At 44.1% G+C, this 17,257-nt stretch carries 21 protein-coding genes; 17 read left to right on the forward strand and 4 right to left on the reverse strand.

What is annotated here, in order from left to right:
• Positions 1-16: 16 nt before the first annotated feature.
• Positions 17-484: a site-2 protease family protein gene (locus tag ABN702_RS01125; protein WP_417900784.1), complete on the forward strand. Its 468-nt coding sequence runs from the start codon at positions 17-19 to the stop codon at positions 482-484.
• Positions 481-1,236, forward strand: coding sequence for a (S)-benzoin forming benzil reductase (locus ABN702_RS01130; protein ID WP_417899044.1), 756 nt, complete (start codon positions 481-483; stop codon positions 1,234-1,236). The genes ABN702_RS01125 and ABN702_RS01130 overlap by 4 nt, the downstream gene beginning before the upstream one ends.
• 54 nt (positions 1,237-1,290) lie before the next feature.
• On the opposite strand, the gene ABN702_RS01135 is transcribed toward ABN702_RS01130, so the two are convergent.
• Positions 1,291-2,277: an ABC transporter substrate-binding protein gene (locus ABN702_RS01135; RefSeq protein ID WP_417899045.1), complete on the reverse strand. Its 987-nt coding sequence runs from the start codon at positions 2,275-2,277 to the stop codon at positions 1,291-1,293.
• Between the two features lie 180 nt (positions 2,278-2,457).
• On the opposite strand from ABN702_RS01135, the gene ABN702_RS01140 reads away from it, so the two are divergent.
• Genes ABN702_RS01140 through ABN702_RS01160 form a run of 5 tightly spaced genes read left to right on the forward strand, consistent with a single transcriptional unit; the run spans position 2,458 to position 6,384 of the window.
• The gene (locus ABN702_RS01140; protein WP_417899046.1) at positions 2,458-3,462 is read left to right on the forward strand and encodes a FecCD family ABC transporter permease; all 1,005 of its coding nucleotides are present in this window, start codon (positions 2,458-2,460) and stop codon (positions 3,460-3,462) included.
• Positions 3,459-4,514: a FecCD family ABC transporter permease gene (locus ABN702_RS01145; RefSeq protein ID WP_417899047.1), complete on the forward strand. Its 1,056-nt coding sequence runs from the start codon at positions 3,459-3,461 to the stop codon at positions 4,512-4,514. The genes ABN702_RS01140 and ABN702_RS01145 overlap by 4 nt, the downstream gene beginning before the upstream one ends.
• 17 nt (positions 4,515-4,531) lie before the next feature.
• Positions 4,532-5,350 carry an ABC transporter ATP-binding protein gene (locus ABN702_RS01150; RefSeq protein ID WP_417899048.1) on the forward strand — a complete coding sequence of 273 codons (819 nt, stop codon included), beginning with the start codon at positions 4,532-4,534 and terminating at the stop codon, positions 5,348-5,350.
• Entirely contained in the window at positions 5,347-6,105 is a 759-nt protein-coding gene (locus ABN702_RS01155; RefSeq protein ID WP_417899049.1) for an IucA/IucC family C-terminal-domain containing protein, read from the forward strand. The genes ABN702_RS01150 and ABN702_RS01155 overlap by 4 nt, the downstream gene beginning before the upstream one ends.
• A gap of 24 nt (positions 6,106-6,129) precedes the next feature.
• Complete coding sequence (locus tag ABN702_RS01160) at positions 6,130-6,384, forward strand: YusU family protein (protein WP_417899050.1); 255 nt, start codon at positions 6,130-6,132, stop codon at positions 6,382-6,384.
• 278 nt (positions 6,385-6,662) lie between these two features.
• Here ABN702_RS01160 and ABN702_RS01165 read toward each other — a convergent pair whose 3' ends face one another.
• Positions 6,663-7,001, reverse strand: a complete 339-nt coding sequence (locus tag ABN702_RS01165; RefSeq protein WP_417899051.1) for a spore coat protein — start codon at positions 6,999-7,001, stop codon at positions 6,663-6,665.
• A gap of 15 nt (positions 7,002-7,016) precedes the next feature.
• Positions 7,017-7,304 carry a hypothetical protein gene (locus ABN702_RS01170; RefSeq protein ID WP_417899052.1) on the reverse strand — a complete coding sequence of 96 codons (288 nt, stop codon included), beginning with the start codon at positions 7,302-7,304 and terminating at the stop codon, positions 7,017-7,019.
• Between the two features lie 290 nt (positions 7,305-7,594).
• Here ABN702_RS01170 and ABN702_RS01175 point away from each other — a divergent pair, with 290 nt between their 5' ends.
• Positions 7,595-8,512 (forward strand): proline dehydrogenase family protein, encoded by a 918-nt coding sequence (locus ABN702_RS01175; RefSeq protein WP_417899053.1) that lies wholly within the window; start codon positions 7,595-7,597, stop codon positions 8,510-8,512.
• Positions 8,513-8,583: 71 nt separating this feature from the next.
• On the opposite strand, the gene ABN702_RS01180 is transcribed toward ABN702_RS01175, so the two are convergent.
• Entirely contained in the window at positions 8,584-8,730 is a 147-nt protein-coding gene (locus tag ABN702_RS01180; protein ID WP_386641032.1) for a YuzL family protein, read from the reverse strand.
• Between the two features lie 233 nt (positions 8,731-8,963).
• On the opposite strand from ABN702_RS01180, the gene ABN702_RS01185 reads away from it, so the two are divergent.
• The 9 genes from ABN702_RS01185 to ABN702_RS01225 all read left to right on the forward strand — a co-directional run bounded on the left by ABN702_RS01185 (position 8,964) and on the right by ABN702_RS01225 (position 17,156).
• A complete protein-coding gene (locus ABN702_RS01185) occupies positions 8,964-11,348 on the forward strand; it encodes a 3-hydroxyacyl-CoA dehydrogenase NAD-binding domain-containing protein (RefSeq protein WP_417899054.1) in 2,385 nt (794 codons plus the stop codon).
• Positions 11,349-11,392: 44 nt separating this feature from the next.
• Entirely contained in the window at positions 11,393-12,571 is a 1,179-nt protein-coding gene (locus ABN702_RS01190; RefSeq protein WP_417899055.1) for an acetyl-CoA C-acetyltransferase, read from the forward strand.
• 27 nt (positions 12,572-12,598) lie between these two features.
• Entirely contained in the window at positions 12,599-14,383 is a 1,785-nt protein-coding gene (locus ABN702_RS01195; protein WP_417899056.1) for an acyl-CoA dehydrogenase family protein, read from the forward strand.
• A gap of 173 nt (positions 14,384-14,556) precedes the next feature.
• Positions 14,557-14,913, forward strand: a complete 357-nt coding sequence (locus ABN702_RS01200) for an arsenate reductase family protein (protein WP_417899057.1) — start codon at positions 14,557-14,559, stop codon at positions 14,911-14,913.
• A 73-nt stretch (positions 14,914-14,986) separates the two neighbouring features.
• Complete coding sequence (gcvH, locus tag ABN702_RS01205; protein WP_417900785.1) at positions 14,987-15,370, forward strand: glycine cleavage system protein GcvH; 384 nt, start codon at positions 14,987-14,989, stop codon at positions 15,368-15,370.
• A gap of 65 nt (positions 15,371-15,435) precedes the next feature.
• The gene (locus tag ABN702_RS01210) at positions 15,436-15,681 is read left to right on the forward strand and encodes a YusG family protein (RefSeq protein WP_417899058.1); all 246 of its coding nucleotides are present in this window, start codon (positions 15,436-15,438) and stop codon (positions 15,679-15,681) included.
• 150 nt (positions 15,682-15,831) lie between these two features.
• Complete coding sequence (locus tag ABN702_RS01215; protein ID WP_386641049.1) at positions 15,832-16,179, forward strand: toprim domain-containing protein; 348 nt, start codon at positions 15,832-15,834, stop codon at positions 16,177-16,179.
• A 27-nt stretch (positions 16,180-16,206) separates the two neighbouring features.
• Complete coding sequence (locus tag ABN702_RS01220) at positions 16,207-16,521, forward strand: thioredoxin family protein (protein ID WP_417899059.1); 315 nt, start codon at positions 16,207-16,209, stop codon at positions 16,519-16,521.
• 101 nt (positions 16,522-16,622) lie between these two features.
• The gene (locus tag ABN702_RS01225) at positions 16,623-17,156 is read left to right on the forward strand and encodes a dihydrofolate reductase family protein (protein ID WP_417899060.1); all 534 of its coding nucleotides are present in this window, start codon (positions 16,623-16,625) and stop codon (positions 17,154-17,156) included.
• Positions 17,157-17,257: the final 101 nt, after the last annotated feature.

Raw genomic sequence — 17,257 nt, forward strand, 5'->3', positions numbered from 1 at the left:
GAGGGTTATCAATTTGATGTGGGAAATTCTGCTGTTTTTCTTATTCATAGTTCCATCTGTCCATCTGATTCATGAGATGGGTCATGTTCTTTTTGCCAAGCTGTTCGGTATCAAGGAAACGGAAATCGTTTTAGGTATAGGACCTGAATGGTTCCATTTTTCCCATGCGTCGATTCGGTACCGAGTTCATTACCTTGTGTTTTTAGGAGGATATTCCACCAATAGCAGGGAAGGGGTACTGTCTCCGGAAAAAGTGGCTTTCATCTCGCTTGGTGGTCCTTTGTTCAATATTGCCTCCATTTTTTTGGTTCTTCCACTCTTAAGCGAGTATGACCTTCTTCTTTTCCATTTATTTATCCTATTTAGCTCCTGGGTCGGCTTGGTAAATCTAATTCCTTTTAAAATGGGCAATCGCAGGTCGGATGGCTGGCAAATTGCCACTTCTTTATATAGACTGGTAAAAATAAGGAGGAATGAACGATGAACGTTTTTATTGTGACTGGCGCGTCCAAAGGCCTGGGTGAAGCAACTGCACAACTTCTTTTAAAGGAGAACAACGAGTTGATTTGCATTGCAAGAAACGATAACGAAGAATTGGTTCGGCTAGCTCAAGAGTTAGGGGTAGCGTTACAATTTATGAACGAAGATTTAAGTGAACATGAAAAGATTCCGGGCATGGTCATGAAAATCATAAAGTCCATCAATAAAGAAAAGCTGGAAGGGATATATTTTATCAACAATGCCGGTATGGTAGATCCCATCAAACCGGCAGGAAAATCAGATCCGGAATCTATGACGAAAAGTGTCCATCTGAACCTCCTGACACCAATGCTCATTACCAATGAATTTCTAAAGCTGACGGAAGATTGGGATTGTAAAAAAGTAATAGTCAATATCAGCTCAGGAGCTGCCAATCGTCCTATTTATGGCTGGAATACATATGGAACGACCAAAGCGGGGCTTGATATGTTCACAAAATCTGTCGGACATGAGCAAGAGACGGCGGCAAATCCTGCAACCATCATTTCATTCTCACCAGGAATCATGGATACGGATATGCAGGGGACCATTCGACAAGCGGATAAGGAAGACTTCACAAATGTAGAAGTTTTCAAGAACTACCACGAAAAAGGGGAGCTCCGTTCACCAGTCATTGTGGCACAAAAAATGCTGGATCTGGTTCTTTCTAGTACAATGGAGAATGGCAGAGTGTACGATATCAAAGAGTTTGTGTAAATAGGAGAACAAAAAAAGGAGGCAGCCATCGCTGTCTCCTTTTTACATACCTTCTTATTTTTCAAGAATGATTTTTTCAATGTCATCGAGCATCAGGTTAGCTGCCATTACACCACCTGCTGTATTCCATATTGCATCACTTACTTCGTGTACGTTTCCAGCTTTCGCTACTTCAAGATTTTTGAATAGAGGGTCTTCCAACCATTCTGCTTTAAGCTTTGTTGCGTCCCCTTCGCCAGTTTCATAAGAGAAGTGGAATAGAATGTCTCCGTCCATGGCTGGAATTCTTTCTTTTGTTGCGTTCTTTTCTGCAAAATCATTGACGTTTTGAGATTCAGGTCTAGCAAATCCTAATTGATCCAGGATAACACCAGAGAATGAGTCCTTGTGATAGATACGAACATCTCCAGCTGTAAAACGGACGATGGAAACTTCCTGTTGCAGTTTGTCTCCCGCTTCTTCACTGATGCTTGCAACACGTGCATCGTAATCATCCATTACTTTCTTGCCTTCTTCTTCTTTATTCAATGCTTTTGAGTAAAGTGCAAAGTTTTCTTTCCAGTCACCTTTTAACGTCTCAGCGAAAACAGTCGGTGCAATAGCATTCAGTTGCTCGTAAACGTCCTCTTGACGAAGTTTGTTACCGATAATAAGGTCCGGTTTAAGGGCAGCAATCGCTTCCAGGTTTACTGCGCTTTCCGTTCCGACAACTTCTACGCCTTCCATATCAGATTTGATATGATCGTACCAAGTGTCGCCTAACCATGATTGAACCGCTCCAACAGGCTTGACTCCCATCGCAAGAAGCGCTTCTGTTCCTTCGTTTGTTAATATAACCACTTTTTCAGGAGTGCCTTTGATTTCAGCGGTTCCCATTGCATGTTCCACTGTGTAGGATGTTTCTTCTTTAGGTGCATCCCCGTTTCCTTCGTTATCTTTGCCCGCATTATTGTTTCCGCTGTTATTGCCGCAAGCAGCCAATAACAATGAAGTAACGATGCTTAATAAAAATAGTGTGAAAAACTTTTTGTTCTTAAACATTATGTAATTCCCCCGTTAATAGTGATAATGATTTTCATTTACAAATATGATATTACTGGGAATGAGAATGGTTGTCAATATATTTTTTGAGAATGATTTTCAAAGTCATTGACACATTGGGTGTATTCTCCTAAACTTATAGTGGATATAAAAATGGTATATAGATAGAAGGTACTCATTATGTTATTACGGACAACAAGTCAAAAAATAATAGGGTTACTAGTGGGTTCCTTCCTATTATTTCTCTGTTTTGTTGCAAGCATTATTTATGGATATACAGATACAAGTCTTGGCTTGGCAATAGAAGCATTCAGAAATTTCGATGGCTCGAATGAACACATCATCGTTCAATCGGTTAGGTTGCCAAGAGCCATCATTGCTGCCATTGTTGGAGCCAGTTTGGCTTTATCGGGTTTATGGATGCAGGCTTTAACGAAAAACCCGCTAGCATCACCCGGTATTTTCGGAATTAATGCTGGAGCGAGTTTTTTCGTTGTCGTAGCGGTTTCCTTTTTCTCAGTTACATCTTTACAAACGTATACATGGCTGGCATTCCTTGGTGCAGCCGTTGCTGCCTTTGCCGTTTATTTTATTGGCTCGATCGGCCGTGAGGGCCTGACCCCGATGAAGCTGACACTTGCCGGCGCCGCTTTTGCCGCTATGTTCTCATCCCTGACGCAGGGGCTATTGGTAGTCAATGAAACTGCCCTCGATCAGGTACTGTTCTGGCTAGCCGGATCTGTCCAAGGGCGCAAGCTGGAAGTTGTCACTGCAGTAGGCCCATATATTGCGGTTGCGTTCATTGCCTCCTTGTTCATAGGCAAAAAGATGAATCTATTGGCAATGGGTGACGATGTGGCAACCAGTCTTGGTGTCAAAACGGGACTGGTGAAGCTTGTTGCTGCTGTCGTGATCATTTTATTGGCCGGCGGTTCCGTTGCAATAGCAGGGCCGATTGTGTTCATTGGCATCGTCATCCCGCATGTGGCAAGATATTTTGTTGGCACGGACCATCGCTGGCTTGCTCCGTACTGCACAATTTTAGGCGCGATCCTACTTTTGGTGGCAGATATCGGAGCACGTTACGTCATCATGCCTCAAGAAGTTCCTGTTGGTGTCATGACGGCCATTGTCGGAACTCCATTCTTCATCTATATCGCGAGAAGGGGGTTCCACGGGAAATGAAAAAGTATAAAACATTCAGGCTTTGGCAAAGTTCGGTTTCATTCTTTATCGATAAAAAAGCGATGCTTGCCATACTGGGATTAGCCTTATCGGTGATTGCCCTGTTTATTATCAGTACTGGAATGGGGGACATGAAAATCTCCCCCTGGAATGTAGTGAAGGTGTTTTTCGGATATGGAGATCAAATGGAGACACTTGTGGTCCAATCCTTTCGTTTACCGAGAATCATCATTGCACTATTGGTGGGAATATCCCTCGCGGTTGCCGGAGCGATTTTACAAGGCATAATTCGTAACCCGTTAGCATCTCCTGATATTATAGGATTAACGGGTGGGGCTTCTACTGCGGTCGTCCTTTTTCTTGCACTGTTCAGTGACAGTAATAATTCATTGACCGTCAGTATTCAATGGCTGCCATTAAGCGCCTTTATCGGTGCAACGGCGATTGCCATAGTGGTTTATACCCTTTCGTGGAAAAATGGTCTATCTCCCGTTCGCCTTGTGCTGATCGGAATTGGAATTTCCACGCTGATGCAGGCACTTACGACTTTATTTATGATACTTGGCCCGATCTATCGAGCAAGCCAGGCAAATATATGGATCACAGGAACTGTTTACGGTTCCAACTGGGATCACGTGAAAATCCTTCTTCCATGGACTATATTACTGTTACTAGTAAGCATCATGGTAGTAAGGCATCTGAATATTCAAGAGCTTGGGGATGAAATTGCCACAGGTGTTGGTGGAGCGGTTCATAAACATCGGATGGGGCTTTTATTCCTAAGTACAGCATTGACCGGAGGCGCGGTTGCATTTGCAGGCGGAATCGGATTTGTCGGCTTGATGGCTCCTCATATCGCACGCAGGCTTGTGGGCTCCTCATTCGGGGTATTGATTCCCACTTCAGCCTTGATCGGTGCATTCCTGGTCATGTTGGCGGACCTGATCGGAAGAACCATGTTCTCGCCACTTGAAATTCCTGCCGGCGTATTTACAGCATCAATCGGCGCACCATACTTTATCTATCTGCTTTATAAAACGAGAAACGCTTAACGAAAGGTGGAAAATACATGAACGCATTAGAAACAAAGTCCCTGACATTATCCTATGGTGATTCCATTATTATCGAGGAATTGGACCTGAATATCCCAAAAGGGGAAATTACCGTATTCATTGGAGGAAATGGTTGCGGGAAGTCCACTCTACTTCGTTCATTAGCTCGTTTGTTAAAGCCTGCTGAAGGGAATGTGCTCTTAGAAGGTAAGGCGATCTCCAAGCAATCGACAAAGGAAATCGCGAAACAGCTTGCTATCTTGCCGCAGGGGCCGGTCGCACCGGAGGGATTATCCGTCCTTCAGCTCGTCAAGCAAGGTAGATACCCTTACCAATCGTGGCTTAAGCAATGGTCAGATCATGATGAAAAAGTCGTATGGGATTCCCTTCGTGCAACCGGGATGGAGGAATTGGCGGAGCGTACAGTCGATTCCCTGTCAGGCGGGCAGCGCCAAAGAGCCTGGATCGCCATGACACTTGCACAGGAAACGGATGTCATCCTGCTCGATGAACCGACCACCTATTTGGACATGACACATCAGATTGAAATATTGGATCTTTTGTTTGAACTGAATGAAAAAGAAAACCGTACGATCATCATGGTCCTGCATGACCTCAATCTGGCTTGCCGTTATGCCCATCATATTGTTGCCATTCGTGACAAACAGATTTATGCCCAAGGGAAACCTGAGGAAGTCATCAACTGTGATCTTGTGAAAAATGTCTTTGATATGAGCTGCCAGGTTACCACTGATCCACTTTTCGGTACACCTTTATGCATCCCGCATGGCAGAGGCCGATGCATCGTACCAAATCTGGAAGGGTTAAGGGCATGAGGATAGTAACAACAAGCCTCACACAAGCTGAACAGAGGTTTTTGGAGGAGAATGGACGATTGGTGCTGGGCCAGGCTTCATCCACGAATTCGGTGAAGCTTGCCTCGTTATTGGTAGAGGGAGCGGTTTGTTCCTATCTGGAAACGATACGGGAAGATCTCGGTACCGATAAGAATGACGTTGCTGCATCTTTGATGATGAAAAGACTCGGTTTTCTTGCAGTCAATTGCTTCATGAGTATGTCAGCTTTTAATAAGACCCTGCAGATCGCCCCGGAGAATATTTGGCTGGATTCCTTCTATGACAAAGGGACTTGGCTACCAAAGATTCGATTCAATGAACTTGATGTAGAGGAGGCTCCATCAAATGGTCGTAGTGATTGGAGAACAAGGCATATTAGTTCACTTTTTCAGGGGCTGTTTGTTCCGTTAATCGAGCAAGTTGCGAAAGAAGCGAAAATTTCAAGGCAGACCTTATGGGAAAATGTCATGCTCTATGTGTACTGGCTGTATGAAACTATCCTTCCGAAATTGGATGTGACCGAACATGCAACTGAAGATTTTCAGGCGCTCTTGGATGCACCTGCCTCTTTATTCGGAATGAACCGGAATCCGGCAGCAAACTTCTACAGTGAGAAAGTGTTTGTGTTAAAGCATCAAGCGAATATAAGGGTGAGGAAAACATGCTGCTTCTATTACCAGACCAATTCTTCTGGAGCGCGTTGTTCAACCTGTCCACTTGAATGCAAAGTCTAGAGAGCAAGGTGAGGAGGAAATACGATGAATGAAAAATTGGAGCAACAGCTTGATGGATTACTTGAAAAATATACGGAGCTTCTTTTAGGGGAGTGCTCGGATGAACAAAAGGAGAACGTCAAGGCCTGGGTACTCTACACCTACATCGCAAAGTCCATGCCACCACTGGTAAAGCACTGGAACGAGCAATACCCGGATGCCAAACAGGACATGATGACCCTGATCAAAGAAATCAAAGAATTGAATGATGCGCACCGCGCGAAAAGTGCGAAAAAGTAGGACCGTCTTCTTTCTTGGGAGATAGTCCTTTTTTTGTTTTTTATGAGGAATGTAGATTGCGTGGAACACTGTATTACATAGGCTTTGTTAGCTGTTGATTGGAGCAATAGGCGAAGACTCCTGCGGGAGATAGCGCTAGAGTGGAGACCCCACAGGCGCAGCCGAGGAGGCTCCACCAGCGCCCCGCGGAAAGCGAAGCCTAGTGCGGAAATCAACAGCGGTGTTTAACAGTGCCACCCCAAAAGAAAAAAGCAGCATCCATCGCTGCTTTTCCTCACTTATTGCATCATGCCGTTATTTCCATAAGGAAACTGGTTTGTATAGCCCTGAAATTGCTGATATTGCTGCTGAAGTTTCTGCTGATCGGCCTGTTCCAAGGCATACCAACCCTTCTGGAACATAAGGTTGTACAATTCACGCTGGCAGTTCTGCGTCTCATTGAAGATTGCCAGTAAATCCGTATAAATCTGCTGATTGCTTGCTTCATTCAGCGTTGTGCTGTAGGAAGCGGTCATATATTTTTCCGTTGCGAGCATATCATTGATGAAATCACGGTCATTCATTTGTGGGGTTTTTGTTACTTGGCTCTCCGGGTTTTGAATCTTCTGCTGGTTCATTAGGATTCCCCTCCTTTATTGAAGTGGCTTTTGTTGTTGCTGCATTTGATTTTGACCCTGAACATGGGATAGTACTTTCTGGTAATGGCGCTGATGCATTTGCCCGGCCTTTTCAATGGCCTGCACCACTTCCTGGTCCTGACATTGACTTGCAAAGAAATGTGCCTTTTTCATCGCAAGCAGATTCCAAGAAAGCATATCTGCAAAATATAATGAGTCTTTGGTAGTGACAACGGCTGGGGGCTGTGGATAATAGCCTGTTTGCTGCGCAGTTGATGGCTGCTGTTGCTGTTGTTGTTGCATACAACGACCTCCTGATTTTCAATATCACTTGTATAATGTCCCAAATCAGTATTTCTATGTACGCAACCAGTTCTTTGTTGAAAAAAAGCTCCAATAATAAGCGACATAAATTACTATTTCCCGACAAATATTTTGTATTCAAATTTTAAAAAAGGTGATAAAATGAGGATGTAATTTAATTTGTCGCAAGAGTTGAAAGCGTTTACTGAGCTTTTCAGAATAATTTTACTAGGCTAACAGCTAAGGTTGATATAGAGAGAGCATCTAGAAGCAATGGGAGGAACAACATCATGGAACAAGTTATGCGCAATGCGTTTTTATTTTTATCAAAGAACAAAGCGTTAACAAAAATGGCGAGAAAATATGGCTTGCGATTCGGAGCAGGGCGATTTGTAGCCGGGGAAAGAATTGATCAGGCAGTTCAGTGCATCAAGGAATTAAATGGAAAAGACCTTTGTGTGACCATTGATTATCTTGGTGAATTCATTGATACAGAGCAGGAAGCAAATGAGATGGCAGACAACAGCATCGAAGCGATTCGTGCTATCGGAAGAGAAAAGCTTGATTCTCAGCTATCTTTAAAAATGACTAGCATGGGTCTGGACATTTCCGACGAGATTGTCATGAATAATATGCGCAGAATCCTTACTGCGGCCAAGGAAAACGGTGTATTTGTCACCATTGATATGGAAGACTACTCCCGCTGTGGCAAGACAATTGAAATCTTCAAGAGGCTGAAGGAAGAATTCGATAATGTAGGAACGGTTATCCAGGCATATCTTTTCCGTACTGTTACAGATATCGAGGACTTGAATCAATACAATCCAAATCTTCGTCTGGTAAAGGGAGCATACAAGGAGTCACCACATGTTGCTTTTCCTGAAAAGAAGGATGTAGACGATAACTTCAAAAAAATCATTGAAATGCATCTTTTGAACGGCAACTACACAGCAGTGGCCACGCATGATGATGCAATGATTGAGTTTACAAAAGAATTGGTCAAGAAGCACAATATCCCAAATGACCAATTTGAATTCCAGATGTTGTACGGAATACGTCCGGAGCGTCAGCTGGAGCTAGTAAAAGAGGGCTACAAAATGCGCGTCTACGTTCCATATGGTACGGACTGGTACGGCTACTTCATGCGCCGTTTGGCAGAGCGCCCAGCAAACGTGGCATTCGTCCTAAAAGGGATGATCAAAAAATAATCGTACAATGTAAAAGGGGGAGCGGACAATACGCTCTCCCTTTTAATATTATTCAGGAGAGAATTGGCTGATTAATCCTCCATATTCGCTTTCCCATACTGCTGGTTATTGCTCGTCTTTTTCCCGCTGTAATCCATCTCAACCGTCGGACCGGAATTTCCTTTCACGCTAGCTGCACTTTTAGCCGCATGTGAGGGCTGCTTTTTCATCTTTGCCATCCTTATCACCTCCGTCTTTCATATTTTTACCTCCAAGGAAAAACGGCATGCAGGTTCATCAAGTAAAATAAAATGGAAAAACCTTATTTATTTATTGCGAAAATTCTATAAATACTTTATTATTGAAATCAAAGGAACTCTTGTAAAGGAGATATTTTTTTGGAGTAAAAATGAATGAGTATTCATTCAACAAATGAAATCAAATCAAATTCAACTATCAAGGGGGAGGAAGAATGAAACATAGTATTAAAAAGGTTGCTGTCATCGGATCTGGTGTAATGGGGTCCGGAATCGCGGCACATTTAGCAAACGTTGGTATTCCTACAATCTTGTTAGATATCGTTCCTAACAAACTGACGAGTGAAGAAGAGCAAAAGGGCTTAACACTCTCTGATAAAGCAGTACGTAATAAATATACGAGCACAGCGCTGCAAAAATTACTCAAACAAAAACCGGCACCACTGACAACCAAATCAAACCTGCAATTAATCGAAGCAGGCAACCTGGAAGATGACATCGCAAAAATCGCAGAATGTGACTGGGTGATTGAGGTCATCGTGGAAAACCTGGAAATCAAAAAGCAATTGTTCGAAAAAGTAGATGCTCATCGTAAGCAGGGCAGCATCATCAGCTCCAACACTTCGGGTATTAGCATTGAAGCAATGGCAGAAGGACGCTCGGATGATTTCAGAAAGAACTTCCTTGGTACACACTTTTTCAATCCACCACGCTACTTGAAATTATTAGAGGTCATTCCGACACAGGATACAGACCCTGAAGTGGTAAGCTTTATCAAGACATTCGGGGAGGATGTCCTTGGAAAAGGAATCGTGCTTGCCAAAGATACACCAAACTTTATTGCCAATAGAATCGGAACATACGGTTTGCTTGTTACCGTGAAGCAGATGCTTGAAGGCGGCTACAGTGTCGGTGAGGTTGATTCTGTTACAGGTCCTGCAATCGGCAGACCGAAAAGTGCGACATTCCGTACATTGGATGTAGTGGGACTTGATACATTCATCCACGTTGCTAACAATGTGTTCGATAAGGTAGAGGGTGCTGAGAAGGAAGTTTTCCAAGTACCTGATTTTATGAAGAAAATGCAGGCGAACGGCTGGCTTGGAAGCAAATCCGGGCAAGGGTTCTACCTGAAGCAAGGGAAAGAGATCCTCGAGCTGAACGCTGAGACATTCGAATATGAGCAAAGAAAGAAATTGAAAACGCCGGCACTGGAAATGAGCAAGCAGGCAAAAGGCTACAGCAATAAAATGAAAGCGCTTGTATACGCGGACGATCGTGCAGGCAATCTCCTGTGGAATATTCTTGCGCCGGTACTCAGCTATTCGGCGGAACTGCTTGGGGAAATTGCGGATGATATTGTGGCAATCGACCAAGCGATGAAGTGGGGCTTCGGCTGGGACCGTGGACCTTTTGAGACATGGGATGCAATCGGAGTGGAAGAGTCTGTAATGAAAATGAAGGAAGATGGCATTCCGGTTCCAAAGTGGGTTGACGAGCTTTTGGCAAATGGCCACCGCAGCTTCTACAAAAAAGACAACGGAACCACTTCCTATTATGGAGATGGAACATACAAGTCTATGGAAGTGAACAAAAAGGTTGTTCACCTTAAAACCTTAAAAGAGACAAATGGTGTCATCAAAAAGAATTCCGGTGCAAGCCTGATCGATCTTGGGGATGATGTTGCACTCCTGGAATTCACGTCACCTAACAACGCAATCGGGCTTGATATCATCCAAATGGTCAATTACGCGATTGATGAAGTGGATAAGAATTATAAAGGTCTTGTCATCGGGAACCAGGGCAAGAACTTCTGTGTAGGGGCAAACCTTGCAATGATTCTGATGGAAGCGCAGGATGACAACTATTTCGAGATCGATATGGTGGTGAAGCACTTCCAGCAAGCGATGATGAAAATCAAATACAGTCCAAAGCCGGTAGTCGCTGCACCATTCGGCATGACACTCGGCGGCGGAACGGAAATCTGCCTACCGACAAGCCAGTTGCAGGCATCCAGCGAAACGTATATGGGCCTTGTGGAAGTGGGAGTAGGACTCATCCCTGGCGGTGGAGGTAACAAAGAGCTGTATATCAAGCACTTGAACAGCATGCCAGAGGGATTGGATTATGACCTGCAAAAAGTGGCAAACAAGGTGTTCGAGCAGATTGCAACTGCAAAGGTATCCACATCGGCTGCAGAAGCGAAAGATCTGCACCTGCTTAATAATAAAGATCAAATCAGCTTTAACGGCGATCATCTCATACACGATGCAAAGCAGGCGGCGCTTCATCTGTTTGAAGCAGGCTACACACCGCCAGTACGAAAAAAGATTCCAGTGACAGGGGAAACAGGCTATGCAACATTGATGCTTGGTGCCTATAACATGCAGTATTCAGGCTTCATCTCTGAGCATGACCTCAAAATCGCCAAAAAACTGGCACATGTTATTGCAGGCGGAAATGTACCATATGGCACGGAAGTAGATGAGCAGTACCTATTGGATCTTGAGCGCGAAGCATTCCTGAGCCTTGTAGGGGAAGCGAAGTCCCAGCAGCGGATGCAGCACATGCTTGTAAAAGGAAAACCATTACGCAACTAATTTTTCATAAAATACTAAACTACTAGAAAAGCGAGGGGAGCACTTTGAAAGAAGCGGTGATAGTTGCTGGTGCTAGAACACCAGTAGGCAGAGCGAAAAAAGGATCTTTGGCTACAGTACGTCCAGACGACCTAGGAGCATTGGTAGTAAAAGAAACATTAAGAAGAGCCGGCAATTACGATGGTCCGATCGATGACCTCATCTTCGGTTGTGCGATGCCGGAAGCGGAGCAAGGATTGAACATGGCAAGGAATATCGGTGGCTTGGCAGGACTTCCGTCCAGTGTCCCGGCCATCACCATCAATAGGTACTGCTCTTCAGGCTTACAAACGATCGCCTATGCAGCAGAGCGGATCATGCTAGGGCATTCCGAAAGTATCCTGGCAGGTGGAGCGGAATCGATGAGCATGGTGCCGATGGTCGGCCACACGGTGCGTCCAAACGCAAGACTTGTTGATTCAGCGCCAGAGTATTACATGGGTATGGGGCACACAGCGGAGCAGGTTGCGTCCAAATATGGCGTAAGTCGTGAAGACCAGGATGCTTTTGCTGTGAGAAGCCATGAAAGAGCGGCAAGAGCGATCCGGGAAGGGAAGTTTGTCGACGAAATCGTTCCGGTTGATGTAGCCGTACGAAAAGTTGGCGCTAACTACAAGCTGCAGGAATCAAGCTTCACCTTCAGCCAGGATGAAGGTGTAAGAGCAGGAACAACGATGGATGTTCTTGCGAAGCTTCGTCCAGCGTTTAATGTGAAAGGGTCAGTCACTGCAGGTAACTCATCCCAGACTAGCGACGGTGCGGCATCCGTCCTTGTTATGGAAAGGGAAAGAGCAGAAGCATTGGGCTTGAAGCCAATTGCAAAATTCCGTTCCTTTGCAGTAGGAGGGGTTCCACCGGAAGTGATGGGTATCGGACCGGTAGTCGCGATCCCTAAAGCGTTAAAGCTTGCTGGACTCGAGCTTTCCGATATCGGATTGCTTGAACTGAACGAGGCCTTTGCTTCCCAGGCGATCCAGGTTATGCGTGAGCTTGGGCTTGATGAAGATAAGGTGAATGTAAATGGTGGTGCCATTGCACTCGGGCATCCACTGGGTTGTACGGGATCTAAATTAACACTGACGCTGCTTCACGAAATGAAGCGCCGCAACGAGCAGTTCGGAATTGTCAGCATGTGCATCGGCGGCGGTATGGGTGCTGCTGGAGTGTTCGAATTATTAGCATAGAAAAACCATTTCAAGGAGGAAAATGATATGTCAAATACATTAGAAAATGTAGTCAAAGGCGGTAGCTTTCTACTGGATGATATTGCGGCCGAAAAAGTGTTCACACCGGAGGACTTCACGGATGAGCATAAACTGATTGCCAAAACGACTGAGGAGTTTGTGGTAAATGAAGTGGTCCCAAATCTGGAGCAGATCGAGCACCATAACTTCGATATCTCTGTAAAGCTTTTGAAAGAAGCAGGGGAGCTGGGACTTTTAGGCGCGGATGTACAGGAGGAATACGGCGGATTCGGTTTGGATAAAATCAGTTCTTCCCTCATCACGGAAAAATTCTCAAGAGCGGGCGGATTCTCTTTATCCTACGGAGCACATGTAGGAATCGGTTCATTGCCAATCGTCCTCTTCGGAAATGAAGACCAAAAGCAAAAATATTTACCAAAGCTTGCATCCGGTGAATTACTGGCAGCCTATGCATTGACTGAGCCTGGTTCAGGTTCTGATGCACTTGGAGCAAAAACAACCGCAAAATTAAACGCAGAAGGCACCCACTATATCCTGAACGGTGAAAAGCAGTGGATTACCAACGCAGGCTTTGCAGATGTGTTTGTTGTCTATGCAAAAGTGGATGGGGAGCATTTCTCCGCCTTCATCGTGGAACGTGAATATGATGGAGTGTCCACAGGACCGGAAGAAAAGAAAATGGGAATCAAAGGCTCTTCCACTCGTACATTGGTTTTGGAAGATGCAAAGGTTCCGAAAGAAAACCTGCTAGGTGAAATTGGCCGGGGCCACGTTATCGCATTCAATATCCTGAATATCGGCCGTTACAAATTGGCTGTAGGGACTGTGGGGGGATCCAAGCGTGGAATCGAGTTGGCTGCCACTTATGCCAACCAGCGTCAGCAATTCAAAACGCCAATCGCCAAGTTCTCTTTAATCCAGGAGAAGCTGGCAAACATGGCGACAAAAACATATGCAACGGAAAGCTCCGTCTACCGTACAGTCGGTCTTTTTGAAGACAGCATGGGCCGTCTGACCAAGGAAGAAGAGAAAGATCCGAATGCAGTTGCAAAAGCAGTAGCTGAATACGCAATTGAATGTTCCTTAAATAAAGTATTCGGTTCTGAAACCCTTGATTATGTAGTGGACGAAGCGGTTCAAATCCATGGCGGCTACGGTTTCATGGCTGAATATGAAGTGGAAAGAATGTACCGTGACTCCCGTATCAACCGTATCTTTGAAGGGACAAACGAAATCAACCGCCTATTGGTTCCAGGCACATTTTTACGTAAAGCCCTGAAAGGGGAACTTCCATTGATCCAAAAAGCGCAAAGCCTACAGGAAGAGCTGATGATGCTTATGCCGGAGGAAGTGGGCGATGGTGTATTGGAGCAGGAAAAGTATCTTGTAAGGAACGCCAAGAAAATTGCCATCCTGATGACAGGCTTGGCAGCACAGAAATATGGAAAAGCGTTGGAAAGAGAACAAGAATTGCTTGTCAACATCGCTGACATCATCAGCAATGTCTACTCCATGGAGTCTGCAGTACTTCGTACAGAAAAAGCGATTGCCAAGTCCGGTGAAGAAAAGAGCAAGCAAAAGATCCTTTACACGCAAGTATTCTGCCAAGAGGCATTCAACCAGATCGAAGCGGATGCAAAAGAAACATTGATTGCAGCAGAAACAGGCGACACACTGCGCATGATGCTTTCCGCACTTCGCAAATTCACACGCCACACACCAATCAATGTGGTAGCAAAAAAACGCGAAATCGCAGCAGCAGTATTGGATGCACAGAAGTACACTGTATAACCAATCTTACAATAAGGCGCTTGGAATTCTCCAAGCGCTTTATTTTTTTGAAGAAGGATTTATGCAAAATAGGTCGAATAATAGAAAATAGCGTGTTGAAAATTAGGAGTAATCTTCTCCTTTGTGCTACAATATATGAGTAAATTCTTGTATGTAAGGTGGTGCAAAACGTAATGAATGTGACATTTTACTGGTATCCGAAATGCGGCACTTGCAGGAATGCAAAAAAGTGGTTAGAGAAGCATGATGTAGCACTGAATGAAGTACATATTGTTGAAAATCCGCCTTCCCGCAAAGAGCTGGAGGAACTATACAAGAAAAGCGGATTGGAACTGAAGAAGTTCTTCAACACCAGCGGCATGAAATACCGTGAACTGGGCTTGAAGGACAAACTCAAAACCATGTCTGAAGCTGAAATGCTTGATACATTGGCAACAGATGGCATGCTGATCAAACGCCCGATCACAACGGACGGAAGCCAAGTGACTGTTGGTTTCAATGAAAAGCAGTTTGAAGACACCTGGAAATAAGAAAGCTCATTTCTTACCGCGAATTTTGCGGTATGAGTTCTAAATACTATCACTTTTATGGAGGTTAAGAATGATGAACACACCTAAAGAATTACGCTATTCCGAAGAACATGAGTGGGTAAAAGTAGAAAGCGAAAAAGTACGCATTGGTATCACTGATTTTGCACAATCCGAGCTTGGAGATATCGTATTTGTGGAACTTCCTGAAGTTGGAGATGAAATCTCTGCTGATGAGCCGTTTGGAAGTGTTGAATCTGTTAAAACGGTTTCTGAACTTTACGCTCCAATCAGTGGGAAAGTGGTAGAAGTAAACGAAGACCTGAATGACAGCCCTGAATTCGTAAACGAGTCCCCATACGAAAAAGCGTGGATGATCGTTGTCGAGCCAACAGATGCAGGCGAAGTGGATAAGCTTATGACTGCTGAGCAGTACGAGGCAATGACAAAAGAAGACTAATAACAAAACACCATTCCGGGCACCATAAATTTAGCTGCCAATACAGTCTAAAAGGGTGATAAGGAATGACTTTGGATAATAAACGTTTAGATATTACGGACCGTGTTGTCGGGAAGTTGTCGGATCAAGGATTTAATCTTTATGTGGAGAACGAACCCATCGGTCAGGTGACTTTCACGGAACAAGGGAACCAATATTCGTTGAAAAACGGGTACGAACAGGAAGGAAGCCATATTTTCCAGCAGGTTCAAGTACCATCTGAAAAAGATGCCAAATATGTAGATTGCGACGACGAAAATGGATGGTGTTAGCCATCGGTGGGGTTGGGACCTTATAAAGTTCCGCCCCTTTTTCTATTTACTGCACTTATATTCAATAAAAAGGGGAACATTCATAGTAAAGAGAATATGAATAGTATAAAGAATGACTGCTTTATACACTTTTAAGAACAGGTGATGGGTATGGAAATGATCGATGTAGACAAAATCATCATTGTCGAGGGGAAATCGGATAAAAAAAGGATTCAGCAGATTATTAATGAACCCGTTCATATCATATGTACAAATGGCACAATAAGTGTGACACGATTAGACGAATTGATGGAAGACCTATATGATAAGGAAGTGTATATATTAGTGGACTCCGATGATTCGGGGGACAAACTGCGGAGGCTTTTCAAGCGGGAATTCCCGGAAGCGGAGCATCTCTATATTGATCGCATGTATCGGGAGGTAGCAAGCGCTCCCTACCAGCATATTGCGACTGTATTGCTAAGTGCAAATATCGATATTCATACACACTATTTATAATAAGCATTATGCAACGAGGATGAGGAAATGAAGGATTGGACAAAAGATCAGCTAATAGATGAAATAGAGAAAGATCAGGTGGCAGTGGTGTACTTTTACACTCCCATGTGCGGAACATGCCAGGTAGCCAAGCGGATGCTTGATGTGACAAAAGAGCTTTTTCCGACCTTTCAATATGGCATGCTCGATGTCAATTACATCCGGGAGCTCGCGATTCAATGGGAAATAGAAAGTGTTCCCTGCCTGATGATATTCAGAAACGGAACCATCCATGAAAAATTATACGCGTTCCACTCGGTAGAGCATCTCTTTATGCTATTTCAAAAATATAAGAATGAGTAAAAAACACCTGTAGCGGGGTGTTTTTTTATGTTTAAGTTTGATTTGCTGTTACAGTTAAATTATAATTAAGAACACCAGTTCGTTTGAAGGGGGATTACTAAATGAGCAATGAAAGCAGAGTGCTATTTTACGGAGCAATCAGTGTGGATGGCTACCTCGCACGTGAGGACCATTCATTGGATTGGCTGATCGGTACGGAAGGGGAGGAGGACACCACCTATCAAGAATTCTACGAAAGCATAGATATCATTGTGATGGGCCGTAAAACCTATGAACAGATACTGATACTTTCACCCGATGAATTTCCGTATTCCGGAAAGGAATGCTATGTTTTCTCGCGTACTATGACCGGATCAAATGAGAACGTCACTTTCATCAATGAAGATGTCGCAGAATTCACAAAATCCTTGAAGAGCCAAAAAGGTAAAAGAATCTGGCTTGTCGGTGGCGGCGAGGTACTGGACCCGGTTCTAAAAGATAAGTTGGTGGATGAATTCATCATTCAAATTGCCCCTTCCATCATCGGTCGCGGTATTCCCTTGTTTATGCCTGGGGATCATGAAAACAGATTGAAGCTGTTGGATGTAAGACGCTACAAGCAATTTGCTGAAATGCACTATGAGACAATCAGATAAAAATAGTCGAAGGCAGGAAAACAGTAAAATGTTCCTGTCTTCTTTTCTTTGATTCCGCCCCAAAAGAAGGACGTAAACCAAGTAATTTTTCTCTTGCCATT

The organism is Bacillus haimaensis (assembly GCF_048270625.1).
GTDB lineage: Bacteria > Bacillota > Bacilli > Bacillales > Bacillaceae_I > Sutcliffiella_A > Sutcliffiella_A haimaensis.